This window comes from Sphingomonas sp. G-3-2-10, from assembly GCF_012927115.1.
GTDB lineage: Bacteria > Pseudomonadota > Alphaproteobacteria > Sphingomonadales > Sphingomonadaceae > Sphingomonas.
The window spans coordinates 41,071-65,917 of record NZ_JABBFY010000002.1; the positions used below are offsets into that span (position 1 = coordinate 41,071).

21 protein-coding genes are annotated in these 24,847 nt (G+C 66.3%); 5 read left to right on the plus strand and 16 right to left on the minus strand.

Going from position 1 to position 24,847, the window contains the following annotated elements:
- Nucleotides 1-15 precede the first annotated feature (15 nt).
- From HHL13_RS16740 to HHL13_RS16750, 3 genes are all read right to left on the minus strand, one after another.
- Nucleotides 16-315, minus strand: coding sequence for a hypothetical protein (locus tag HHL13_RS16740; RefSeq protein ID WP_169557063.1), 300 nt, complete (start codon nucleotides 313-315; stop codon nucleotides 16-18).
- Between the two features lie 135 nt (nucleotides 316-450).
- Nucleotides 451-1,419 (minus strand): hypothetical protein, encoded by a 969-nt coding sequence (locus tag HHL13_RS16745; protein WP_169557064.1) that lies wholly within the window; start codon nucleotides 1,417-1,419, stop codon nucleotides 451-453.
- A gap of 96 nt (nucleotides 1,420-1,515) precedes the next feature.
- Entirely contained in the window at nucleotides 1,516-2,778 is a 1,263-nt protein-coding gene (locus HHL13_RS16750; RefSeq protein ID WP_206377107.1) for a S8 family serine peptidase, read from the minus strand.
- A 101-nt stretch (nucleotides 2,779-2,879) separates the two neighbouring features.
- Between HHL13_RS16750 and HHL13_RS16755 the strand changes: the two genes are divergently transcribed.
- From HHL13_RS16755 to HHL13_RS16765, 3 genes are read left to right on the plus strand one after another with little or no spacing between them, the layout of a single operon-like run.
- A complete protein-coding gene (locus tag HHL13_RS16755) occupies nucleotides 2,880-3,368 on the plus strand; it encodes an RNA polymerase sigma factor (RefSeq protein ID WP_169557065.1) in 489 nt (162 codons plus the stop codon).
- Nucleotides 3,365-4,063 carry an anti-sigma factor gene (locus tag HHL13_RS16760; RefSeq protein ID WP_169557066.1) on the plus strand — a complete coding sequence of 233 codons (699 nt, stop codon included), beginning with the start codon at nucleotides 3,365-3,367 and terminating at the stop codon, nucleotides 4,061-4,063. Before HHL13_RS16755 ends, HHL13_RS16760 begins: the two co-directional genes overlap by 4 nt.
- Nucleotides 4,064-4,115: 52 nt before the next feature.
- Complete coding sequence (locus HHL13_RS16765; RefSeq protein ID WP_169557067.1) at nucleotides 4,116-4,910, plus strand: inositol monophosphatase family protein; 795 nt, start codon at nucleotides 4,116-4,118, stop codon at nucleotides 4,908-4,910.
- Nucleotides 4,911-4,913: 3 nt separating this feature from the next.
- On the opposite strand, the gene HHL13_RS16770 is transcribed toward HHL13_RS16765, so the two are convergent.
- From HHL13_RS16770 to HHL13_RS16810, 9 genes are all read right to left on the minus strand, one after another.
- Nucleotides 4,914-6,029, minus strand: a complete 1,116-nt coding sequence (locus HHL13_RS16770; RefSeq protein ID WP_206377108.1) for a Gfo/Idh/MocA family oxidoreductase — start codon at nucleotides 6,027-6,029, stop codon at nucleotides 4,914-4,916.
- Nucleotides 6,026-6,247 carry a hypothetical protein gene (locus HHL13_RS16775; RefSeq protein WP_240953880.1) on the minus strand — a complete coding sequence of 74 codons (222 nt, stop codon included), beginning with the start codon at nucleotides 6,245-6,247 and terminating at the stop codon, nucleotides 6,026-6,028. The genes HHL13_RS16770 and HHL13_RS16775 overlap by 4 nt, the downstream gene beginning before the upstream one ends.
- On the minus strand, nucleotides 6,244-7,647 hold the full coding sequence (locus HHL13_RS16780) for an alkaline phosphatase D family protein (RefSeq protein WP_169557068.1): 1,404 nt from the start codon (nucleotides 7,645-7,647) through the stop codon (nucleotides 6,244-6,246). Before HHL13_RS16780 ends, HHL13_RS16775 begins: the two co-directional genes overlap by 4 nt.
- An 11-nt stretch (nucleotides 7,648-7,658) precedes the next feature.
- A complete protein-coding gene (locus HHL13_RS16785) occupies nucleotides 7,659-8,993 on the minus strand; it encodes an MFS transporter (RefSeq protein ID WP_169557069.1) in 1,335 nt (444 codons plus the stop codon).
- An 85-nt stretch (nucleotides 8,994-9,078) separates the two neighbouring features.
- Nucleotides 9,079-9,870: a 5-deoxy-glucuronate isomerase gene (iolB, locus tag HHL13_RS16790; RefSeq protein ID WP_206377109.1), complete on the minus strand. Its 792-nt coding sequence runs from the start codon at nucleotides 9,868-9,870 to the stop codon at nucleotides 9,079-9,081.
- The gene (iolE, locus tag HHL13_RS16795) at nucleotides 9,870-10,763 is read right to left on the minus strand and encodes a myo-inosose-2 dehydratase (protein WP_169557070.1); all 894 of its coding nucleotides are present in this window, start codon (nucleotides 10,761-10,763) and stop codon (nucleotides 9,870-9,872) included. The genes iolB and iolE overlap by 1 nt, the downstream gene beginning before the upstream one ends.
- Entirely contained in the window at nucleotides 10,760-12,637 is a 1,878-nt protein-coding gene (iolD, locus tag HHL13_RS16800; RefSeq protein WP_206377110.1) for a 3D-(3,5/4)-trihydroxycyclohexane-1,2-dione acylhydrolase (decyclizing), read from the minus strand. Before iolD ends, iolE begins: the two co-directional genes overlap by 4 nt.
- Nucleotides 12,601-14,544, minus strand: a complete 1,944-nt coding sequence (iolC, locus tag HHL13_RS16805) for a 5-dehydro-2-deoxygluconokinase (protein ID WP_169557071.1) — start codon at nucleotides 14,542-14,544, stop codon at nucleotides 12,601-12,603. Before iolC ends, iolD begins: the two co-directional genes overlap by 37 nt.
- Nucleotides 14,545-14,637: 93 nt before the next feature.
- A complete protein-coding gene (locus HHL13_RS16810; RefSeq protein ID WP_206377111.1) occupies nucleotides 14,638-15,510 on the minus strand; it encodes a MurR/RpiR family transcriptional regulator in 873 nt (290 codons plus the stop codon).
- 145 nt (nucleotides 15,511-15,655) lie between these two features.
- Between HHL13_RS16810 and iolG the strand changes: the two genes are divergently transcribed.
- Nucleotides 15,656-16,642 carry an inositol 2-dehydrogenase gene (gene iolG / locus HHL13_RS16815; RefSeq protein WP_169557072.1) on the plus strand — a complete coding sequence of 329 codons (987 nt, stop codon included), beginning with the start codon at nucleotides 15,656-15,658 and terminating at the stop codon, nucleotides 16,640-16,642.
- Between the two features lie 48 nt (nucleotides 16,643-16,690).
- Here the strand turns inward: iolG and HHL13_RS16820 are convergent, their stop codons facing one another.
- From HHL13_RS16820 to HHL13_RS16830, 3 genes are all read right to left on the minus strand, one after another.
- Nucleotides 16,691-17,014 carry a hypothetical protein gene (locus tag HHL13_RS16820; RefSeq protein WP_169557073.1) on the minus strand — a complete coding sequence of 108 codons (324 nt, stop codon included), beginning with the start codon at nucleotides 17,012-17,014 and terminating at the stop codon, nucleotides 16,691-16,693.
- Nucleotides 17,015-17,115: 101 nt separating this feature from the next.
- Nucleotides 17,116-19,692 (minus strand): TonB-dependent receptor, encoded by a 2,577-nt coding sequence (locus tag HHL13_RS16825; RefSeq protein WP_169557074.1) that lies wholly within the window; start codon nucleotides 19,690-19,692, stop codon nucleotides 17,116-17,118.
- A gap of 249 nt (nucleotides 19,693-19,941) precedes the next feature.
- The gene (locus HHL13_RS16830; protein ID WP_206377112.1) at nucleotides 19,942-21,981 is read right to left on the minus strand and encodes a phytase; all 2,040 of its coding nucleotides are present in this window, start codon (nucleotides 21,979-21,981) and stop codon (nucleotides 19,942-19,944) included.
- A 133-nt stretch (nucleotides 21,982-22,114) separates the two neighbouring features.
- On the opposite strand from HHL13_RS16830, the gene HHL13_RS16835 reads away from it, so the two are divergent.
- Nucleotides 22,115-23,341 carry a histidine-type phosphatase gene (locus tag HHL13_RS16835; RefSeq protein ID WP_169557076.1) on the plus strand — a complete coding sequence of 409 codons (1,227 nt, stop codon included), beginning with the start codon at nucleotides 22,115-22,117 and terminating at the stop codon, nucleotides 23,339-23,341.
- Here the strand turns inward: HHL13_RS16835 and HHL13_RS16840 are convergent.
- Nucleotides 23,338-24,801, minus strand: coding sequence for a carotenoid oxygenase family protein (locus HHL13_RS16840; protein WP_169557077.1), 1,464 nt, complete (start codon nucleotides 24,799-24,801; stop codon nucleotides 23,338-23,340). The two genes, HHL13_RS16835 and HHL13_RS16840, sit on opposite strands and share 4 nt — an antisense overlap.
- Nucleotides 24,802-24,847: the final 46 nt, after the last annotated feature.

Genomic DNA, 24,847 nt, shown 5'->3' on the forward strand with positions numbered 1-24,847 from the left:
CCGACGGGCCGGCGATCAGTTGAAGACGATCTGATATTCGAACGTGCCATCCGGGCGCGGCCCCAACGGGGAGATGGCGAGCTCCATCGTACCCAGCACGGCATGGTGCAGCGTCACGAGGCCGGAATTGAAATAGAGATCGGTGCGGCGGCCCTGCAGCAGCAGCGAGAAGGGCTGGCCATCGGCTCCCTCGATCGCGCGCCGGGACGGCCGGGCCTCCACGAGCGTCAGCACCTCGTCATAGCCGTGTGCCGTTGCCTCGAAGACGGTGCCGACATGCGGCGCGAAGGTGGTCAGTTCGAACTTGACGGTCATCAATGGCCTTTCACGCACTCGTCCCGTCCCCTGTCCACCTCAAAACATCAGGCGACGCAAGCCACCGATCGCGCATGAAGAAATGCGCCCGGCGCGAACCGGGCGCATTCCTGTTGCTGTGAGAGGGCGCGCGACTCAGTCGTTATTCTGACGCGGGGCTTCCTGCGGATATTCGGCCCGGTTCTCCTTCGGCGCATTGCGGCTGCCGCTGGCGGATGCGCCGTCCGAAGCCTTCTCCTGCTGCTTGGCGGCATCCTTCACGTCGCCCTTGCCCATCGCCGAGACGAGCACGTCGCCCGAACCCGAGAAGTTGGAAGCCGGCAGCGTCGCGATCCGGTCGCCCGCGGTCATGCGGACCTGCTCGATCCAGCCGCGCGAATTGGTGCGGACGCTCTGGACGGTGCCGATCACCCGGCCCTTCGCATCGGTGACGTCCATGCCCGGTGTCACGTCGAAGCTGCCCGCGCCGCTGGCCGCCGAGGTCCCGGCAAGCGCCAGCCCGCCGACCGAGCCGCTGCCGTTCGCCGATCCCGAACCGCTGGCCGAGCCCGAAGCCGAACCCGCAAGGCCATTCACCCGGCCGGTCGCGTTGCCGACCGCATTCCCGGCACGGTCGCGGGCATTGCCGACGGTGGTGCGGGTACGGTCGACCGCGTTGCCACCTGCCTGACGAACCGTGCCGACGGTCGAGCGGACATCGTCGGTGCCGATCAGGTCCGCCGAAGCGCTGCCGTTTGCCGAGACGTTGCCATTGGCGCGGCCCGAAGCATTGGTCGGACGGCCCAGCGCGTTGGTGCTGTTGTCGACGGTGGAGGTGATCGCGGTCGTGGTGCCGGCATCGGCGCTCGCCTTGCCCTTCTTGCGATCGACGCGCGGCGTGGCGCGCGTGCTGTTGGTCACATCGCCGGTCGTGCGGGTGGTGCTGCGCAGCGTGTCGAACGTACCGTCCATACGGCCGCCCAGCGTGCCGCCGAGGCCGCCGCCAAGCGATCCGCCCAGGCCGCCACCCAGTCCGCCGCCGCCGCTGCCGCCGAGAATCTGCGCCGATGCCGGAGCCGAAGCGAAAGCGAGTGCCGCGGCGGTTGCGAAAAGCAGAGTCTTCATGGTCCTACCCTTTCCGAATATTCGGGCGCGCCGCTGTTTCGGTGCGCTCAATTCGAAAACGGGGGCCGGTCCGGATTTAATCCCGGCGGCCGGAAATTATTTTCGCGGGGTGCGGCAATCGCCGCAAATCAACCCCTTACCGAAGGATTTGTCCGGTCCGCGCGGCCCCAGATCCCGCGCCTCGCCATCGAGCTGGCGGATCGCCGGGCCGTAGCGGCCGAGATCGGGCGCGCCATAATAGGCCGATAGCCGGGCAGCCACGAGCGGCGCAGCGAAGCTGGTGCCGCGCACCGCGACGGGGCGCCCATTCGCGTCCAGCGTCATCATGTCCGCGCCCGGTGCGGCATAATCGAGGTGGCTGGCGCGTCCGGCTTCGATCAGGGCGCGGTTGCGTCCATCGACGCCGGTTACGGCGATCACGCCGGGATAGGATGCGGGAAAGGAAGGCGGGGCGGCCGGGCCGTCATTGCCCACCGCCGCGACGATGATCACGCCCTTCGCCTGCGCCGCCGCGATCGTCCGCGCGAGCAGCGGGTTGGACGGCCCGACCAGGCTGATCGTCACGATCGGCACCCGCTGCGTCACCATCCAGCCGAGCGCGCGGGCGATCGCCGTCGCATTGCCGCCCGCCGGATCGCGGCCATAGACATCGGCGACGAACAATCCCGCGCCGGGCGCGCCGCCGCGAATACCCGATCCGCCCGCGATCAGCGCTGCGATTCCGGTGCCATGATTGTTCGCCACCGGCGCACCGGCGGCGAAACCGCTCTGCGTCACCCGGCCGGTGACCGCGCCGTCATTCACGCCGCCGTCGATGATCCCGATCCGCCCGCCGGACTGAGGCAAGACCGGTGGCGCGGGCGGAGGAAGCGCCGATGCCGTCCCGGCCTCTCCGCTCGCGAAATGCAGCGGGTCCGCCGAAACCTCGCGCCCGCCCGCCGCCTTGCGCATCACGCGCAACGCACGATCGACCGACATGCCGCGCGGGGCAGCGAAGCGCGCATAGCCGATCTCGAGCCCCTCGATGGTCGATCGCTCGATCAGCCGGAACCCTGCGCGCCCGGCGGCGGCGATCGCGGCATCGTCGGGATCACTCATCACCACTTCGCCCGCGCGCACGGCATTGCCCTGCCGGTCGAGCTCGATCCGGTCCGGATTGCGACGAACCAGATCGCGCAACCGGTCGATCCGGTCCTGCGCCAGCCCGGCCACACTCTGCGCGACGCGATCGACCAGCGGAACCTCAGGCAGGCTCACGCGGGGCAGCCCGCCCGGCAGCGAGGGCAGCGGCACGACCTGCGCCATCGCCACGGGCGTTGCGAGCAAAGCGGCGAGCGCGATCCATCGTCCGGCCTTCATCAGCAACATCCTAGACCCCGTGGAAAAACCTGTCATGCATCCGGATTAAACGGACGGGCACGCTCGTTTCATCCATCGAAGGCTCAGGAGACGCGGACAAGGTGGCGTTCGAGGACGAGATGATGGCGCTGTTGCCGCGATTGCGGCGGTTCGCCCATTCGCTCGCCCGCAACCCGGCCGATGCCGACGATCTGTGCCAGGCCGCCGTGGAACGCGCGCTCAAATCGCGCGGCCAGTGGCAGCCGGGAACGCGACTGGATAGCTGGATGTACCGGATCATGAGGAACCACTGGATCGACACCGCCCGCGCCCGAACGCGCTATGGCGAGACATTCGTCGATGCCGAAGCCGGCGAAAGCATCGGTGATCGCGGCGATGTGGCGATCGAAGCGCATGTCGAGCTCGGCAATGTCGGCCGCGCGATGGCGATGCTGCCGCCCGAACAGCGCGAAGCCGTCGCGCTCGTGCTGGTCGAAGGCTTTGCGTACAAGGAAGCCGCCGAGATTCTCGAAATACCGATGGGCACCCTCACTTCGCGCCTCGTGCGCGGGCGCGAGGCGCTGATGGCGAAGCTGGGAGAAGCGGCATGACGATCGATGCCGAAACGCTGATGGCCTATGCCGATGGCGAGCTCGACATGATCTCGGCGAAGCGCGTGGAGAAGGCGATCGCCGCCGATCCCGCATTGGCCGTACAGGTCGAGAAGCACCGCCAATTGCGCGCGATGCTGAAAGGCGCGTTCGATCCGATCGCAGCCGGGCCGGTGCCCAACCAGCTCGAAGCGATGATCCGCGAGTCCGCAAAGGTCACCCCGATCGAAACGGCGAAGAAGCCGGCGATCGCGACGCACTGGTGGCGCAACGCGGGCGCGATCGCCGCCGCGCTGGTCGTCGGCGTCATGATCGGCCAGATGGTCCGGCCCGGCAGCGAGACCGCAGCGAACGGATCGTCGGTAATGGCCAGCGGCACGGTGGCCAAGGCGCTCGAAGGACAGCTCGCAGCCACTCAGGGGGATGCGCCGGTGCGGATGCTGGTCAGCTTCCGCAATGCCGACAAGCAATATTGCCGCGCGTTCGAAACCGAAGCGCAGACCGGCATCGCCTGCCGCGAAGCCGAAGGCTGGCAGGTCCGCCTGCTCCGTTCGGACGGCGCAGCGCAAAGGAGCGAATTCCGTCAGGCGGGATCGCTCGATATCATCGCCGAAGCGCAGGAGCTTGCGGTCGGCGAGCCACTCGACGCCGCAGGCGAAGCCGCCGCGAAGGCGAAGGGCTGGCGCACACAATAGTGGAACATATTTTCCATATTGACTGAATTGGAGAATATATGTTCATGACGGCATGACCATTTCACCAACGCTCGCCGCCATGATTTCCGCCGCCCATGCCGCCGGCGAAGGCCTGCTCGCGGATCAGGCGCGCATCTCGTCGCTGACGATCCAGAACAAGGCCGGCGTTGCCGACATGTTCAGCGAAGCCGATCTGCGCGCCGAAGCCACGGTGAAGGACGCGCTGGCTGCGTTCGCGCCGGAATTCGGCTTCCTCGGCGAAGAGGGCGGATTGCAGGCCGGCAGCGATCCCGATCATGTGTGGATCGTCGATCCGCTGGACGGCACGACCAATTTCCTAACCGGATCGCCGCTGTTCGCAGTCAACATCGCATTGACGCGCAAGGGCCATGTCATCGCGGGCGTCACGCACGTGCCGTGCCTGCGCGAAACCTTCCGGGCCGAAGAGGGCCAGGGCGCATTCCTCAATGATCAGCCTATCCGCATCTCGAGCCGCGCAACGCTGGGCGAATCGGTGCTCGGCGTCGGCATCCCCTTCGCGACCAAGCCAGGCCATGCCCAGTTCCGCGCCGAAATGGCGCGGCTGACCGAACATGTTACCGGCATCCGCCGCCTGGGCGCGGGCGCGATCGACATGGCGTGGGTCGCCTGCGGCCGCCACGACGCCTATTGGGAACAGAGCGTCAGTGCCTGGGACATGGCCGCCGGCGCGGTGATCGTCCGCGAAGCCGGCGGCGTCGTGACCGGCACCGACGGCGGCCCGCTCGACCTGATGGCGGGCACGGTGCTGGCCAGCACCCCGGTGCTGCACGCGCAGCTGATCGAAGCGCTGCGCCCCGCCAGTTGAGGCCTAGACCTCGACCCAGCGCCCCTCGCGCGAAGACGTGCGGATACTCTCCGCCACCCGCTCGACGTTCAGCGCCTCGCGGAAATCCTTCGCTGCATTCGGAAGGCCCAGCGCCGCTTCGATCGCGGCCTTGGCTTCGATCGTCTTGAGGTCGTTATACCCGATCTGATGGCCAGATGCGGGGCAGAAGGCGCCGTAATCGCCATGTTCCAGCCCGGCCATGATCGTGGTGAAGCCTTCGCGCCCGCGCGTGCCGCCGCGATAGAGCTGCAGCTCGTTGAACCGCTCCTGCGTGAAGACGATCGAGCCCCTGGTCCCGCTAACTTCGAACCCCAGCCCCATCTTGCGCCCGGTCGCGATCCAGCTCGCCGACAGCGTGCCCCGTGCGCCATTCTCGAAACGCACCAGCGCGTCGGCCTGATCGTCGATCGGCACTTCGCGCGGCGCACCGCTCGCATCGCGTCGCACCGGATGCGCGGTGTGGAGCTGGCCCGAAACCGCGCGTACTTCGCCCACCAGATGCCGCGCCAGCGCGATGATATGGCTGCCGATGTCCGCCAGCGCCCCGCCCGCCTGCGCCGCTTCGCACCGCCAGTTGAAGGGCGCATCGGGCGAAGCCATGAAATCCTCGGCATGGATACCGCGAAACGCGGTCACTTCGCCGATCTCGCCGTCGGCAATGATCTCTCGCGCAAGGCCGATCATCGGATTGTAGAGATAGGTGAAGCCCACCGCCGTGGGCAACCTCGCCGCTTCCGCCGCCAGCGTCATCGCTTCGGCTTCGGCAAGTGTCGCCGCCAGCGGCTTCTCGCAATAGACCGGCTTGCCCGCCGCGATCGCCGCCAGCGCGATCGGCGCGTGGAGGATGTTGGGCGTGGTGATCGCGACCAGCCCGATCGCGGGATCGTTCACCGCCGCGCGCCAGTCCCCGGTCGAGCGCGCGAAGCCGAGGCTCGCCGCCGCCTTCGCCGCCGTCTCTTCATCGCGATCGGCAAGCACTTCCAGCACCGGCTCGACCGGCAAGTCGAAGGTCCGCGCCGCCGCCGCGAACGCCATCGCGTGCGCCCGGCCCATGAACCCGCTGCCGATCAGCGCGATGCGAAGCGGCGGCTTGGTCACTCGCCCGCGCCTTCCGCCCGCGCAGCGATCTCGCGGTAACGCGCACGCAGCTGGTCGAGCGTCTTGCGCTTCACCGGCACGCCGTCACGCAACTTATACCAGGTGTTCTGGCTGATCCGGTAGGTGTCGAACAGGCCCGCCGCGGTCGCCAGCGGCAGCCGCGCGCGCATCGCCTGAAACTCCTCCGGGGGGATCGAAACCATCTCGAAGCGCATCATTCCTCCGGTCCGTAATAGGCGCCGCCCCGCTCCACGCGGGTCCGTCGCGCCAGTTCCTTTCTGTCGATCGCGGCCTTCCAGCTCTGACGGCCATTGACCAGATCGGCGGCACGAATAGTGATCGGGTCCCACACAGAACCACCCATCACGTTGCGCACGCTCATCTCCACCTTCGGATCGGCGCCGAAGGTGAAGTCGAGCACGCCGAAATTGTGGCTGCCTACCCAAGGCGCGCGCAGCCGAACCTCAGGGTCCTGATCGATGAATTTCGGGCTGAGCATCTGCGCCAGCCCCGAACTGACCAGATCGTAGAAGTCATAGCCGCCCCTGTCCGACCAGGGCACGCAATTGGCCTCGCCCATATGGACGTCGCCCGAAATGCCGATGCAGCCCGCGATGCGATTGTCGCGGATGAAGTCGAGCAGCTCGTTGCGCTCGTCCAGATACATCGCCCAGCTGTCACCGCCACTCTCCGCGCGCGACCAGCCCGTGCCCGACGCCAGCACCTTGAACGTCGCCCGGCTGGCCTTCAGCTCGCGCTTCAGCCACGCCTTTTGCGCCGCGCCGAGCATCGTCTTGTTCGGGCCGTTCGGGGCCTTGGGCGGGTCGCGATAATAGCGGCCGTCGAGCATGAAGACATCGACCGGGCCAAAGCTGTGGCGGCAGAAGATGCCCGGCGTGTCGGGCGTGCCGGCGGACGGATTGGCCCACCAGCGCTTGAACATCGCCAGCGTCATCGGCTTGACCGGATTGGTCCCGTCGGAGTCATTGTGGCCAAAGTCATGATCGTCCCACAGCGCCAGCTGCGGCACCGAACGGAACAGCGGCTGGATGCTCGCGACGTTGCGCTGGCGGCCGTAGAGCTCGGTGAAGGCAACGGGCTGGTCGCTGTCGGCATAGATATTGTCGCCCAGCCACAGGAACAGGTCGGGTTCCGCCGCGGTGATCGCGTCGAACACCGGCTGCACCGCATCGAGCTGAACCCGCGCGCACGAGCCGAAGGCGATGCGGATCGGGCGCGGCTTGTCCGGCGCGGTGCGCGTGCGGAACGGCAGCGGCTGGTTGCGGTCGTCGATCCCGTCGGCCTTGATGCGGTAATAATAGGCGGTGTCTGGCTTCAGGCCGGTCACTTCGATCCGCGTGACATGATCCTCCTCCGCCCCGGCGGGCACCGCGGCGGTCGTCTTCGCGTCGCTGAACGCGCGGTCGGTCGCATATTCCACGGCGACGCCGAACGATCCGCTGGCGCGGCTCCACACGGTGAAGCTGCCGGGCGTGGTGGCGCCGATCATCGGCCCCTGCAGCAGCCGGGGATAGCCCGGCGCGGCGGCGAACAGCCGGCGCGGGAACGCAAGAATGGGAAGCGCGGCGAGGGCGCGCAGCAGCGAACGTCTTTTCATGCCTGTCCTCTTTAGTCGCGGAGCTTGGTGCGCCAGAGTGTCGACGCCAGCAGCGTCGCTATCACCGAAGAACCGATCCAGAACCAGATCACCGGCCCGAAATCATAGGTGCGCACGCCATCGACCACGGTCATACCACTGTTGATCAGCGCGCCCGACACCTGCTCCTGGATCGCCGCGCCGACATAGCTGAACACCCCGACCAGCCCCAGCGCCGCCCCCGCCACCCGCTTCGGACAGATATCGATCGCGAACAGCCCGCCGAGCGAGGTGACGAGGCCGGTCATGCCGAGCCCGAACAGGACGATGCCGATGGTGGTGCTGGTGGTATCGCCGGGGCCGAAGAAGAAGATCAGCAGCCCGGCCAGTTCGATCAGCCCGAACAGCAAATTCACCGGCGGACGGCGCGCGCCGAAGAACTTGTCCGACACGAAACCGAAGGTCAGCGCGCCGACCACGCCCGCCACGGTGCTGATCGTCAGCATCGTGCCGGCGGCGGGCAGCGAATAGCCGCGCACTTCCTGCAGATACAGGATGCCCCAGCTGTTGATCGCGTAGCGGGTGACATAGGTCGCCGCACTTGACAGCGCGAGGATCCAGATCGCCGGGATCTTCAGGATCGAAAGCTGGGTGGCGAACACCCCGCGCTGCGCCGCGGCTTCGGGCGGCGTACCGTAATGATCGTTCTTCCAGTCGGCGACGGTCGGCAGGCCCATCGTGCGCGGCCGATCGGCCATCGCATAATAGACGCCGATCGCCGCAAGGATCGTGGCGATTCCCGGTCCCCAGAAGCCCCAATGCCAACCGCCCCACGCCACCAGCGCGGCGACCCCGGAAAAGGTCAGCCCCTCGCCGATCGAATGCGCGGTGGACCAGATGCCGTAATAGCGCCCGCGCTCCTTGTTCGAGAACCAGCTGGCCAGCGCCACCACGCACGACGGCGCGCCATAGCTCTGGAACCAGCCGTTCAGGCCCCACAGCAGCACCGTCGCCCAGAACACGGTCGAGAAGCCGATCAGGATGTTGCAGATCGCCGACAGCGCCAGCCCGATCGCGAAGAAGCGCTTCACATTGCTGTGATCGGCGACGAAGCCGTTGATCAGCTTGCCCGCGGCATAGGTGTAGAACAGCGCCGAACCGATCATGCCGAGTTCGAGCGGGGTGAAGATGCCCCCGTCGATCAGCGGCTTCTTCACCACGTTGATCGCCAGCCGGCAGGTATAGGAGATCGCATAGCCCGCGGTGATCGCCAGGAGGATCTGCATCCGGTAACGCCGGAAGACGCTGTCGGTGTCGATATCGTCCCGGACAGGCTGATCGGGGCCGGTGGCAAAGGCGCGCAGCATGGTTCCTCTCCCCGGGCCGGCTTGCTGCCGGCCTCTCGCGAACTTTGTATTCTACTTTTTCATGGAATGAAAGATATGTTTCATTCTATCGGCGGACGATCCAGTCGTGCGCTGGGTCGTTGCGGAATACCCAGTTGCGCCGGGGGCCGGCCATGACGTTCAGGTAATAAAGGTCGTAGCCGTGCGGCGCGCCGACCGGGTGATAGCCGCGCGGCACCATCACGCAGTCGCCATCCTCGACCGCCATCGTCTCGTCGATGTCGCGCTCGTCGGTATAGACGCGCTGGAACGCGAAGCCCTGTGGCGGCGAGAGGCGGTGGTAATAGGTTTCCTCGAGGAAGGTCTCCTCGGGGAACGCATCGCGGTCATGCTTGTGCGGGGGATAGCTCGACCAGTGGCCGCCCGGCGTGATGACTTCCACCACCAGCAAACTCTCGGCTTCGTCGGTGTCGGACAGGATGTTGCGGACATGGCGGGTATTGGTCCCCTGCCCGCGAACTTCGACTGCGTCCGAACGGATCACGCGCGGCTTGCCCCCGCCGGTGCCCGGTGCGGTGCAGACCGCGACTTCGGCATTGCGCTCGGCACGGATCGCGTAGGACGTGCCGGCGGGCAGATAGACCGACGTCGCCGCGCCATCGAACACGCTGTCGCGCACGCCCAGCCCGTCGAAGCTCTCGCCCGCCGCGTCCACCGCGATCCGCCCGGTCAGGACGACGAGGCACGCTTCGCGCCCGACCTCCAGCCCGGCATAGGCCTCGCCCGCCGCCAGGTTCAGCACGCGGAACCCGACATAGGTCCAGCCCGCGCTTTCGGGCGTCACTTCCAGCACGGTGCCGTCGGCGTCGGGGGCGTGCGAGCGAACCAGCAGCGACATCAGGCCAGTTCCACCTGCTTCGCCAGCCGCTTGAGCGTATCGAGCCCGAGCTGGCTGTAGTCGCGCGGATTGGCGACCGCCGGGTCCTGCTCGGCTTCGATCACGATCCAGCCCGAATAGTCCATGTCGGCCAGCGCACGCATGAAGGGGGCATAGTCGTAATCGCCATCGCCGGGCGCGGTGAACATGCCGCCGACCACGCCGTTGAGGAAACTCGTCCCGTTGGCGAGGAACTCGTCATATTTCGCGGTGCGCACATCCTTGCAATGCACATGCGCCACGCGCTCGGGCCGCGCCTTGATCACGTCGATGGGCTCGATCCCGCCGAACAGCGCATGGCCCGTATCCAGCACCAGCCCGACATGATCCTGCGTCGCATCGAAAAAGCGCTCCAGCTCGTCCTTGGTCTCGACCACCGTGCCCAGATGATGGTGATAGGCGAAGCGCATGCCCCTATCGTTGATGTATCGCGCGACGGTATTCAGCCGCTCGCCGAACTGCTTCCAGTCGCCCGGCACCAGCACCGGATGCTGATCCAGCCGGCTGCCATAGCGATCGCAATGCACCGCGTTGCTGGTCTCGGCGAGGATGAATACCGATGAGTCCATATAGTCGAGCAAAGCGAGGTGACGGCCCAGCGCCTCGATCTCGGCATCGGCATCGCGCACCAGCAGGTTCGACGAATACCAGCCGCCGACGATGTCGAGGCCATAGCCCGCCATGATCGGCGCCAGCGTCTCGGGATCGCGCGGGAATTTATTGCCCAGCTCGACACCGTCGAACCCGATTTCCTTCACGTCGGTCAGCAGCTGATCGAGCGTGGTGTCGCCGCCCAGCTCCTTCATATCGTCGTTGCACCAGGCAATCGGGCTCACGCCCCAGCGGATGCTCATTCACTCTCTCCGGTCAGCTTGTTTTCATAGACGGCGCGCGCGGCGCGGACTTCGGCGCGGTCCGAGACTTCGGGTACCGCGACGTCCCACCAATGGCCGCCGGCTTGCGTGGTGATCATCGGATCGGTGTCGATCACGATGACATAGCTTTTATCCGATGCCGCCGCGCGGGCGAGCGCCGCATCCAGCCCGGCGATGCCGTCGATCTTCTCGGCGGTCGCGCCAAGGCTGCGGGCGTGCCCGGCAAAGTCGATATCGGGCAATGTCTCGTGCGCGCTGTCGGCCAGCAGATTGTTGAACGGCCGCCCGCCGGTGCCCTGTTGCAGCCGGTTGATGCAGCCATATCCGCGATTGTCGAGCAGGACGATCGTGATCTTCAGCCCGAGCATCACCGACGTGGCAAGCTCGGAATTGAGCATCAGATAGCTGCCGTCACCGACCATGACGTACACGTCGCGCGCCGGATCGGCCATTTTCACGCCGAGCCCGCCGGCGACCTCATAGCCCATGCACGAGAAGCCGTATTCGACATGATAGCCGCCCGGCCGGTGCGACCGCCACAGCTTGTGCAATTCGCCCGGCAGGCCGCCCGCGGCGCACACGACCGTCGCGTCGTCGCTCGCCTGACGCCACACCGCGCCGATCACCTGCGCGTCCGACGGCAGCGCGTTGCCGGGCGCGGTCGCGGCGTCCCACGCCTTGTTCCATTCGGCGACCGCTGCGTCGTTCGCGTCGCGCCAGCCCTGCGGCACTTGCCACCCGTCGAGCGATCCGCGCAACGCGGTCAGCGTCGCGCGGGCATCGCCCAGCACCGGCTCGGCGGCCTGCTTGGCGAGGTCGTGCACCGCGACGTTGAGCTGGAACAGCCGCCGTCCGGCGAACAGGGTCCGCGATCCGGTGGTGAAGTCCTGCAGCCGCGTGCCGACGCCGATCACCAGATCGGCGTTTTCGGCCGCACGGTTAGCGGCGCTGGTGCCGGTCACGCCGATGCTGCCCAGCGCCTGCGGATGATCCCATGCCAGCGAACCCTTGCCCGCCTGCGTCTCGGCGACGGGAATGCCGGTCTCGGCGGCAAGGTCGGCCAGTACGGCTTCGGCCTGCGAGTACAGCACCCCGCCCCCGGCGACGATCAGCGGCGCCTTTGCGGCGCGGATCGCGGCGACCAGCGATGCCAGTTCGCCTTCGTCGGCCCGCACCCGGCGTTGCCGCCACGTCTTCGGCGCGAAGAAGCTCTCGGGATAGTCGTACGCCTCGGCCTGTACGTCCTGGCACAGGCACAAAGTCACCGGCCCGCACAGGGCCGGATCGGTCAGCACCGCCATTGCGCGCGGCAGGGCGTCGAGGATCTGCTCGGGCCGCGTGATCCGGTCGAAATAGCGCGAGACCGGGCGGAAACAGTCGTTCGCCGAAACGGTCGCGTCGGCGAAGTCCTCGATCTGCTGGAGCACCGGATCGGGACGGCGGCTGGCATAGACGTCGCCCGGCAGGAACAGCGCCGGCAGCCGGTTGACGTGCGCCAGCGCCGCGGCGGTCACCATATTGGTCGCGCCCGGCCCGATCGACGTGGTGCAGGCCATCGCCCGCTGCCGCCGCGACGCCTTGGCGAACGCGATCGCGGCGTGCGCCATGCCCTGCTCGTTATGTGCGCGATAGGTCGGCAGCGTATTGCCCATGCCGGCCAGCGCCTCGCCCATCCCCGCGACATTGCCGTGGCCGAAGATCGCCCAGACGCCCGCGAAATAGGGCACGACCTGCCCGTCGATCTCCACCGACTGCGCCGCCATCCACCGGCTCAGCGCCTGCGCCATCGTCAGCCGCAACTGCTTGCTTCCCATGATCACGCCGCCTGCCGCGATCGGCGCGCGGCGCGCCATGCATCGGCCAGCACCCGCAGATTCTCGCTCAATGCGTCCACCGCGCCCTCGTCGTCGATCGCGCCCGAAAGCCAGCGCGCGGCGACATCGTGGAAGATCGTCCGGCCCACCGCAAACCCCTTCACCAGCGGGAAGGGCGCAGCCGCCGCGATCCCCGCCAGCAATTCGTCGCGCGGCGCGGAAAGGCCCAGCAGTACGATCCCCCGGCAATGCGGATCCCGCGCCCGGATCGACGCTTCGATCGCGGTCCAGGCCGCTCCATCCTCACTCGGCTCCAGCTTCCACCAATCCGGATAGACACCCAGATCGTAGATATGGTCGATCACCCGCGACACCGTGTCGCTGGTCACCGGGCCATGCTTCGACGCGATGATCTCCAGCAGGAATTCGTGCCTTGTCGCGCGGCAGGCGTCGAACAGGCGGCGGATCTGGGTATCCTGCTCGGCCTTCATCTCCGCGCTGTCGTCGGGATGGTAGAAGACGAGGCACTTCACGACATGGTCGAGCGGCCAGTCGCGCAGGGTCATGCCGACATCGGGCGACCCTTCAAACCGGATCGGGCGCGAGCCGGGAAACTCGATCGGGCGGCCGATCCAGTAGGGCAGCTCCGCCGCCTTCTCCAGCGCCCGCGCGCCGAACCGGCCGTCGAGCAACATGCCATAGCGCGGATCGCGCTTCGCCAGCCGGTCGACCGCCGCCAGTGCCAGTCCCTTGAAATGCGCGACCTGTTCGGCGTCACCAGTACCCAGATCGGCGATCAGATCGTCGAACTGGCTGCGATGATCGATCGCCAGCACGGTCAGTTCTTCATGCACGGCGTGCCGGTTGGTCGACCAGTGGAGCTGCTCCAGCGCGTCGCTGTCGCGCAGGCGGAACGGCCAGTCGTTGCGCGCGAGGAAGGCCTGCAGCTCCTCCCACGACGCCATCGCCGGCGCGCAACCGTGGCGCGACACGACGATCGCCCCGCAGGCATTGCCGAAGTCGCAGCAACGCTCGATCGGCAGCCCCTTCAGCCAGCCGCGCAGGAAGCCCGCCATGAACGCGTCGCCCGCGCCCAGCACGTTGAACACTTCGATCGGGAAGCCGCGCCCGACGATCCCGTCGTCGAGATCGTCCGGCACCGCGCCGGGCAGCGCTACGCAGCCCGCGGCGCCCCGCTTGCACACGAGCAGCGCGTCGCTCCCGGCACGGATCGCGCGCAGCGCCGCGACCGTATCGGTCGTGCCGCCCAGGATATGCACTTCCTCCTCGGTGCCGACGATCAGATCGCACAAGGGCAGGATTTTCTGCAGCTCGCGCGTCACGTCGGCGCTGGCGACGAACCGGTCCTCGCCATTGGCCTTTTGCGCGAGGCCCCACAGCACCGGGCGGTAATCGATGTCGAACACCACACGCCCGCCCTGCGCCTTCATCTGCTCGGCGGCCTTCAGGCTCGCGGCATAGACTCCGGGCTGCGACAGATGCGTACCGTTGATCAGCAGCGCGTCGCCGCGCGCGATGAAGGCCGGATCGATATCGTCGGCGACCAGCGCCATGTCCGCGCAATTCTCGCGGTAGAAGATCAGCGGGAAGGTGTCGGGATCGCGGATGCCCAGGATCACCAGCGCGGTCAGCCGGTCGGGATCGTCGATCACGCCCGTCGTCTCGACGCCCTCGCGCTGCAATTCCTCGCGGATGAAGCGGCCCATATGATCGCCGCCAACACGGGTCACAAGGCCCGAATTCAGCCCTAGCCGGGACAGGCCGATCACGGTGTTGGTGGGGCTGCCGCCGATATATTTGGCGAAGCTGCCCATATCCTCGAGCCGCCCGCCGATCTGCTCGCCATACAGGTCCACACCCGCACGCCCGAGAGCGATCAGGTCCAGCCGGCGCGCATCGCCATTTCCGTGATTGCCTTGCGCCATATGCCTTTCAGACCGCCCTCTCGCTGGTCTGTAACGCTTATTCCAAGATCATTTCATTTGCAATACACGTTTCAATATTTTCAGCGGATGGAATTATCGTTTCGCGCGTTTCGCCTTGGGCGCGGCCTGGCGGCTGGCTTCGAACGCGAAGTTGATGACCAGCGCCTGCGCGAGACACATCGAGGCCGAGAGCGAGCGGAATTTGTGGACCTCGGATTCGCGCACCTGCAGCACGCAGGTCGCGGGCTTGGCGATCGGGCTGACCAGGCTGTCGCTGAGCGCCAGCACCTTGCCCCCGCGCGCCGACACCGCCTCGACGATGCCGACGGTCTCCTCCGAATAGGGCTGATAGCTGACCGCGATCAGCAGATCGGCCGGCCCCATCGCCCCCACCTGCTGCATCGCGAGGCCGCCGACGCCATCGACGAACACGGTGCGCTTGCCCGCCTGAAGCAGCGAATAGACGAGGTAAGACGCGACCGGGAACGAGCGGCGAAAGCCGACGACATGCACCACGTCCGCCGCGGCGATCGCATCGACCGCAGCCTTCATGTCCGCACCGCTCACCGTCTGGAGCAGGCCCTGCAACGCCAGCGCATTGCCCTCGACGAATTCGGCGAGCAGGTCCGCCGGATCGGCCCCGGTCGCGTTGGTCGTCTCGTCGAGCTGACGGACGCGTTCGGAATAGCCGAGCGCGGCATTGTTGCTGAGCAGCCCGTCGCGGAACAGCTTCTGCATCTGGCTCGCGCCTTCGAAGCCGAAGCTCTTGGCGAAGCGCACGATGGCCGACGGCTGCACCCCGCAACGCGACGCGATCACCGCCAGCGTTTCCAGCGCAATGTCATTGGGTTCGTCGAGGATATAGCGGCCGATCTGCTGAAGCCGCTTGCTCAGCGATTCATAGCGCCGCACGATCTCGGCACGGAGTTGCTCGGCGGTAACGGGAGGCGTCGAACCCTCGGACATGTCGGCGATTTTCCTCTCCGGTTGCAAAAACGGGAATATCTGTTCGAAAAATGGAACGCAACTATCGCACGTTCCATTTCAATGCGCTAAGAACATTATTTCCACGACACGTTGTCGTGAAATCAACGTTTCATGAGAGGAAGAGATGCACGACATCGCCCTGATCGGCGCCGGACGGATCGGCAAGATTCACGCCGCCAATATCGCCGCCAATCCCCGGCTGCGGCTTTCCCGCGTCGTCGATCCGTTCGCCGATGCCGCCGCCGCGCTCGCTGCCGAACATGGCGCGACCGTGTCGAGCGTCGAAGAAGCGCTGGCCGATCCGGCGATCCGCGGCGTGGTGGTCGCCAGCTCGACCGACACGCATCTCGATTACAGCCTCGCCGCCGCCGAAGCCGGCAAGGCCGTGTTCTGCGAAAAGCCGCTCGATCAGGATCTGGCCCGCGCGAGCAAGGCCGCCGAGCGGCTCGAAGCGATCGGCGCGAAGCTGTTCCTCGCGTTCAACCGCCGCTTCGATCCCAATTTCGCGTCGCTTCAGGCGCGGCTGGCAGGCGGCGAAGTCGGCACGCTCGAGACGCTGCACATCATCAGCCACGATCCGTCCCCGCCCCCGATCGAATACGTCAGAGTCTCGGGCGGGATCTTCAAGGATATGGTGATCCACGATTTCGACATGGCCCGCTGGCTGCTCGGCGAGGAAGTGACCGAAGTCTTCGCATCGAGCTCGGTGCTGATCGATCCCGCGATCGGCGAGGCCGGCGACGCCGACACCGCCAAGACGATCCTGCGCACCGCGTCGGGCCGGCTGTGCGTCATCTCGTCGAGCCGTCGCAGCGGCTATGGCTACGACCAGCGGATCGAAGCCTTTGGATCGAAGGGCATGATCCGCGCGCAGAATCAGCTCGAAAGCACGGTCGAGACCTGGGGTGAGAATGGCAGCGCGGGCGACAAGCTGCAGAACTTCTTCCTCGATCGCTACGCCGTCGCCTATGCCCGCGAAGCCGCGCACTTCGCCGATGTGATCGACGGCAAGGCTGCGCCGCTGATCGGCTATACCGACGGCGTCCGCGCACTGGCGCTGGCTGAAGCCGCTGCGAAATCGGCGGCGAGCGGGGAATTGGTCCGGCTCTAATTCAGGTTCAAAATCCTCCCCCTCCGGGGGAGGATTTGGAGCCGAACGTCAGCGCCCCTGCGAATCCACTTCGAACACTTCCGGCCGGCCGCGCGACAGCGGCTCCCATCCCGCCGCGAGCGCGGCTTCGATGCAGTTCTTCACGATCGCGTCGTTCACCTGTTGCCGCCGCAGCTGCGACGATCCCGCCGCCACGCCCTTGGGCACCGGAAACTGCATCAGCGCCTCGCGCTTGCCCTCGCTGTGGCGCACGCCGATCGCCATGCCCTGCCAGCCGGTGTTGCACCATTGCGGCTCGCGATCGAGCCACCAGTCGAACGCCTCGCCGCCCACCATGATGGTGCCGCTGAGATCCCGTGTCGTCTTTGCCATGCCCGCGCGATACGCCGTTCCCCGCAAAAGAAAAGGAGCCGGATCTTGCGATCCGGCTCCCTGAGGGGACAAGGTTGCGGAATGGCCCCTCAATAGCTGCCTCAATAATTGAGGGTGAGGCCCAGCCGCATCGAGCGGCCGTACTTCTCGGCCTCGCGAAAGCGGGAGGCGTTGGCGAAGTAGTAATAGTCCTGCGCGTCGGTCAGGTTGGTGCCTTCGACGAACACTTCGGCGAACTTGGTGAAGCGATAGCCGATGCGGGCGTCGACCGTGGTGATCGATCCGAAATAGCCATCCGACAGACCCGTCACGTCTGCGGTGCTCAGGCCGCCATCGGTGTCGAGATAGGCCGAGCGGTACGACACGGCGACGCGCGCCGAGATGCCGTATTTCTCGTAATAGATCTGACCGCTGGCGATCGTATTCGCCTGACCGACCAGAGGCGTTTCGATCGTGCGGCCCGGCACCTTCAGGTCCGACGTGCTGAGCGTCAGATTGGCGTTGATGCCGAACCCGTCGAGCGGCGACGGCAGGAAGGTCAGCGGCTTCTGGATGGCGAACTCGACGCCGGTCAGAGATCCTTCGTCGCCATTGCCGAACGAGCTGACCGTCGCGTTGGTCAGCGCCACGCCGCCGAACGTGCCGGTCTGGTTGAGCGCCGTCGTCGCGAAGATCGGGTTCTTGATGTTCTTGTAGAACACCGCGACCGAAATCCCGCCTTCGCTGGGGAAGTAATATTCGAGGCTGGCGTCGAGGTTGAACGAACGCTGCGCCTTCAGGTTCGGATTACCCTGGCTCACCGTGTTCGATCCGGTATCGACCGTAACCGTCGGCGCGAGGTTGACGAAGGGCGGACGCCCGATCGCGGTGGTGATCGCCGCGCGACCCTGAAGCTGCGGGCTGAACTCGTACTTCACGTTCACGCCCGGGAACCAGTCGGTATATTCGTAGCTGCCGAAGGAGTCGAAGCCGCTGTTCAGCGTGGTAACGCCGGCGCGATAGATGATGGCCTTGGTGTCGCCCTTGGTGTGTTCGACGCGGACGCCGGGGATGATCGTCAGCCCGCCGGTCTTGATCGTCGCCATCACATAGCCGGCCGTGACCGTCTCGTTGACTTCATAGTCCGAGGTCTTGGACTGCGAAATCTGGTCATTGGCGTTGACCGTGAACTGCGCGGTGTTGCCGGCATTGGCGAAGACGAACGCCTGCGCCGAAGCGAAGTCGATCGTCGGGCCGAAGGTGTAGCGGCCGTCGAAGGTGGTCGCGGTGCTCGGCCCCAGATCGCTGGCGATCGTGCGGGTGCCCGCGGTAGCCGACACCGCGCTCAGCGTGCGGCCGGTCTGGTCCTGGAACCGCTCGCGACGGAGATATTTACCGCCCAGCTTGATCGCGCTGCCTTCGCCCAGCCCGTTGAGCGGGATCGAATAATCGACGCGGAACTGGTTCAGATCCTCACCGGCAAGACGCGAGACCTGCTTATAGTTGTTCAGGCGATAGCTGGCCGGGTTCAGACCGGCCGCATTGACCGTCAGCGAGCCCAGCGGATCGTCGCTGCTGGTGGTGAAGGTGCCGCCGATGCCGCTGGCGCGATACTCGACTTCGTCGCGGATCGGATCGGTCTTCTTCGACTTGGCGTGCGTGCCTTCGATCGTCAGCGTGCCGCCCAGCACGTCGAATTCGCCGCCCAGCGAATAGGTGGTGGTCTTGGTGATTTCCTGACGGCTGCGCAGCAGGCGGCGGCCGGTGGTCGATGCGATCGTGCCGCCGTCTGCGGTCAGGCCGGTATAGCCCGCCGCGCTGGTCGGGAAGAAGAAGCGGAAGCGGTTGCGCGTCTCCTTGTCGCCGAACTCAGAATACATGAAGCGCGCATAGACGCTCACCGCATCCGACGGACGCCAGTCGAAATTGACGACTGCGCCCTTGCGGGTGCGGATGGCGGGATCATAGATGCGCTGGTCGATTTCGGCCGGCAGATCGTTGCCGCCGATCAGCTGGCGGCTCGAGGACAGCACGTCCTCCGAATAGGACGGACGAGTCGAATAATTGCCCGCGACGACGAGACCGAACTGACGATCGGGTCCGAAAGTGCCGCCGATCGACGCATCGCCTTCATAGGCCTTGCGATCGGTGTCCTGATAGAGGCCCAGCACACCGCGCGCGCCCATGAAGAACTTCTTCTTGTCGAATGCCGAGACGGTGTCGATGTCGACCTGACCCGCGATCGCGTTCGCGTCGAGATCGGGGGTCAGCGTCTTGATGACGGTGACCGCGCCGATCAGGCCCGAGGGAATGTCGTCGAGCTTGACGTTACGGTTCTCCGGCTCGGGCGCCGATGCGGTCTGGCCGTTGAGCGTCACGTTGGCGAGGTTCGGCTCGATGCCGCGGATGATGAGGTAGCGGCCTTCTCCCTTGTCGGTCGCGACCGACACGCCCGGCGCGCGGCGCACGGCTTCGGCGACGTTCTGGTCGGGCAGCTTGCCCACGTCGTTCGCCGAAATGACTTCGGCCGTCGTGTCCGACTTGCGCTTGCTTTCGAGCGACGCCTTGTCCGAGGCCCGCTGGCCCGTGACGGTGATCGTATTGGCTTCTTCCTCGCCCTGCGCATCCTGCGCCAGTGCGGGGCTTGCGAGCGCCAGCACCAGTGCGCCTGCGCTCACACCCATCAACGTCCGGGTCATACCGCGGCCAGCTGAAACGGCTCTCATCCCTCATCCTCCCCAATCGCCGGGCGCAGAATCCTGCCCCGATCTAGCAACCTCCGGGACATTACGAACAGAAATTCCAAAATGCAATAGAAATAGAATTTATCTTGCAAACGGAAACGGCACGACTGTTTCAATTCTGCCACACCGGCGGGTGCCGGAAACCAAAGCGGCGCGCGATCCGAAGACCGCGCGCCGCCACCCCCGGGAAGGGATCGGGTGTATTTACTGCCGGCGTTCGAGCTTCAGCGCGTCGGCAATGACGCTCCACGGCACCAGCTTGAAATTCTGATGCTCGGGCGGCGAGACGTTGCGGCCGTCCTGCGCGACCATCATCCCGCTGGAGAATTCGCCGCCGGCCGACATGCTGGTGACTTCCAGACCGTCGGTTTCGGAGATGCCGTCGATTCCCTTCGCGGCATTCGCACCGACGAAGAAGCTGCCGACATAGTCGTTATTCCCCTCGCGGCGGAACACGGCATAACTGTCATTGCCCTGGCTCGACACGATCAGATAGCCGCGCTTCGCATCAAGGCGGTACAGGCCGATGCCTTCCATATCGTCCTTCAGCGCGGGGTTGTCCTTCACCGCCGCCAGCATCGTGCGCGCCGGGCCGCCCCTGGGCTCCGCGCCCTGCCGCCAGATGCCGACATCTTCCTCGCCGACATAGAGCATGCCGGTATCGTCATCGGCGACGCAGCCTTCGACCTGGGTGGCGAAGGGAAGATCGCGCATCAGCTTGACGCGGACCTTGCCCGCAGGCGTGGCGATCAGCTCCCACTGGCGCATCTTGCCGTCGCCCTGATTGACGAAGACATAGGTCTTCCCGCTGCGCGCGCTGCGATACATGCACAGGCCATAGGGATCGTCGAACCCGGTCGGCTGGATCCCGTCCGCCACATTGGTCAGCATCCGCGTCGCCGGATCGAGCGTGTAGATCGAGATGCCCTTGGTCGTGCGGTTGCTCGACGTGACGAGCGTCACCGGCTTGCCGCCCAGTTTGAAGCCTTCGCGCAGATCGACATTGTTCATCCGGCCATCGGGCAGGAACTGCAGCTCCTTGCCCGACAGATCATAGACATAGAGGCCAGACTGTTTCTGGGTGGCGATGATGACGCTGCGCGAGGGATCGTTGCGATCGATCCAGATCGCGGGATCGTCGGCCGCATCGCCGCCGGTTTCGACCGGCGCGGTCTCGACCGTCGCACGGACCATCGGGAACACCTTGGGCGCGGCCGGGGCCGGACGCGCGGGAATGTTCGCGGCCGCCAGCAGGGCCTGCCACGACACCAGCTTGAAGTTGGTCGTGTCCGGCGAATTGTCGTCATCCGCGACGATCAGCAGCCCTGCCGGATAGGCCGGCGTCGCCAGCGGCACGGCAGTCAGGCTGCCCGCATCGGTCACGGCGTCGATCGCGCCCGAACCCGGCCCGATCGCGACCGAACCGAGATAGGCGAAATCATTCTCCGGATCGTAGATATTCAACCGGCTGGCCGACGCGTCCGACACCACCAGCCGCCCATCGGGACCCACCGCGACGCCCTTGGCCTCTTCGGTGATATGGCCCAGCCGGACGATGTCGACGATTTCGGGCACGATCTCGGCTTCGGGTTCGATCGCCAGCCGCCACACGCCGACGATTTCCTGCGAGATATAGACCGACCCGCGATCGTCGCCGGCGCAATATCCGGTCTCAGACCCCAGCGCCATGCGGCGCGCCAGCCGCGCATCCATTCCGCCTGAAGCATTGGCCGAGAGCGACCATTGCTCGATCGCCCCGGCATCGCCGAGCAGGAACAGGTACAGCGTTCCGTCGCGATGGCTGCGCGACAGGCATAGTCCGGCCACCGTCATCTGCGGCTGCACACCGCTCACCGCGACGGGCGTCAGCACCCCGCCCGCGCCCACGCCGAACAGCTTGGGCGCATTGCCCTTGCCGTCGAGCGCAACGAGCAGCGCACCGCCGCCCGGCGCGGCCCCGGCGCGCTGATCCAGCGCACGGATATTGCCGACCGCCTGCGATCCCAGACGCTTGCCGGTCAGGTCATAGGTTTCGATCCCGCCCGATTCGGTACCGCCCAGCACCACGCTCTTCGAAGGATCCGCGGCGTTGGGCACCAGCACGGCGCCATCGGCGCCTGAGCCCAGCGTCGGCGCAGTTTCCGCCACCGCAACCGCAGTCGGCGTGGCGGTTTGCGCAAGCGCGCAGGGCGCAACGCTCGTCAGTAGCGCGATCGCCGCCAGGGCACGCAAGCTGGTCCTCATATCCCTCTCCCTCATTCCGGTCTGGCCAAAACCATGTGGCCCCGCGCCTGGAAACGCAAGTAATATTCTATTTGATTTGATAATGGAAAATAAATTACACAACATCGCATCAGGCCCCGCTTGGGAGAAGATGATGACAATTGCGCGTCTCGCCACCACTCTGGCCGCTACGCTTGCGCTGGCCTTGCCGGCATCAGCCGCGCCCAAGTCGCCCGGGCTTCGTCTCGAACGAGTCGTGATGCTGATGCGCCACGGCATCCGCCCGCCGACCAAACCACTCCCGGTTCCCGCCGCCTATTCGCGCGAGACATGGCCGGGCTGGCCAGTCGATTTCGGCCTGCTCACGCCGCGCGGCGCGGCGGGGGTCAAGCTGCTGGGGGAAGCCGATCGCGGCTATTACACAGCGCGCGGCTTGTTCGCGCGAGGTTGTCCAGCGCCCGGCGCGGTGGTGCTCAAGGCGAGCAGCAAGCAGCGCGCAATCCGCACCGCCGAAAGCTGGGGCGAGGGCTTTATGCCCGGCTGCACGGCATCGGTCTCGCACCCCGGCGAGGGCGATCCGGATCCGATCTTCCACGGCCTCGACGACGCACCCGCATGGTTCGACGGCGCACGGGCGCATCGCGAATCGCTTGCCCTCGCCCCGCGCGGCGGCATCGCAGCCGAAGCCTTGGCTTATCGCGCCGACCTGCTGCTGCTGGCCCGCGTCCTTGGCTGCGCAATGCCCGCCTGCCCGCTGCTGAGCGATCCCAGCACTTTGGTCGCCGCGCCACATGATCGTCCCGATCTGGAAGGGCCGATCGATATCGGCTCGACCGCCAGCCAGACCTTCCTGCTCGAATACGTCGAAGGCATGCCGATGGCGCAGGTCGGATGGGGGCGGATCACCCGCGCCGAAATCGAGCAATTGCTGCGCTTCCACCCGCTCAAGTTCAGATATTCGAACCGCCCGGACTATGTCGCGCGCGCCGCGGGCAGCCCGCTCGCACGGGAGATGCTGGCTGCGCTCACCACGCCACGCGGCGCGAAGCTCACGCTGCTGGGCGGACACGATACCAACATCGCCGATCTGGGCGGCTTCATGCGAGTCCATTGGAAGGTGCCGAGCTACCCCGCCGACGACGTCCCGCCGGGCAGCGCGATCGGCTTCGAGCTGCTGCGCGACGGCAAGGGGCATCGCTATGTCCGCGCCTTCTATCGCGCCCAGACGATGGACCAGTTGCGCGAACAACGCCGGCTGACCGGCCGCGAACAGCCGTTCCGCCAGTATCTGGCAATGCCCGGTTGCGGCAATTCCACCGCGCCGCGCGCCTGCACGCTGGCCGCTTTCACTCGCGGCGTTCGCGGGCGCGTGCTTCCCTAATCCAGCGGCAGATCGCCGTTCGGGGTCCAGATCGCATGGACCTGATAGGCGTTGCGGAACGGCAGGATCACGCGGGCGCTTTCGCTCATGGTCACAGCGTCGAGGATCACCAGCTCGGTACGCCGTTCGACCAGATTGTGCGCGGTGCCCATGATCCAGCCATCGCCCTCGGCGTCCGAACCCGCGCGCGGGACGAACACCGGCTCCTGCAGCACATGTTCGGGTCCGGCGAACCAAGCGGTCATCGTCCGGTCGATCACGTCGAACCGGCCATAGCAATTGACCGGGCGCAGGCGCGGATCGTCCGGCAGTTCGGCATGGAAGGGCCGGTCGGGGTCGGCATATTGCACCCAGACGTAACGGTTGGATTTCGTGTTGAACCGCTCGTCGATGCGCGTGAAGCTGGTCACGTCGCGGTCGAACAACTCCTCTTCCTGCGCCGCCATGCTGTTGCCGCGCAGATCGAGCCGGACGCGGCGCAGGCTGAAGCCGTTCATGGTGAAGGCCGCGCCGTCGACATCCTCGAACCACGGCCAGGTGTTGCCGCTGGCGATCGGCGCATCCATCACCAGCGTGTCGCCTTCCTCCCACGCATTGGCGGTGTGGACGATCGAGCGCTCCGGCCCTTCGAAGATGCGCACATCCTCCGCCTTCCCGCCGCGCGGAATGACGGCGTAGTAAGAGGGCCGCTTGCTGTCCCACGCCCAGTGCGGTCGCCCGGCCTCGAGCCGCTCCATGCTGGTCACGGTGCCGCCGCCGGGGATGATCAGGTAATTCTCGGTCAGCGCCATGTCGTGGAGCATCGAGGAATAGGGCACTTCGAAATCGAGACTCCACGTCACCCTGCCCTGCTTGTCGAAGATCGCGACATGCACATCGTTGCTGGCGAGCCCGGTCGATTCATAGCCGAACGCGATCGTCTCGCCGGTGAAGGGATCATATTTGGGATGGGCGGTGAAGGTCTGGCTGGCCCAGGTCCCGCCGAAATCGGTCGGGCCGACCGTCTCCAGCGTGTTGGGATCGATCTCGTAGGGCAGTCCCTCTTCCTTGGTCGCGTAGAGCCTGCCGCCCATCACCACCGGCGTGGTGTTGGCTGAGGTGCGCAGGTGCGGATTGTCGAGATCGCGCACTTCTTCGTCATCGGTGTGGGGTGCGCGGTAATAGCCGTAGAGCTGCTTCCGCGCCGCGACCTGCTTGCAGTAACGCTCGGTCTTCACATAGCGGCCGCGATAGTCGACCGTGCCGCCGCGAAAGCGGAACATGCTGATATAGCCGTCCGCCGACAGGCTCGATTCATCCCTGAACTTGGGTGCGTACAGCCAGTCGCCGTGCATCCGGTAAAAGGCGCCGTCGAGTTCGGGCGGGATCGTTCCCGTCACCACGCAATCGATCACTTCGGCTTCGAAACGCACCGGCGCGAAGAAGCCCGAAAGCGAATGGGTGAGCGAGAAATCGGCCATGTCTTGGATTCCGTGAAAGGTGCGCCGCCGCGCCAGGACGGGCGCG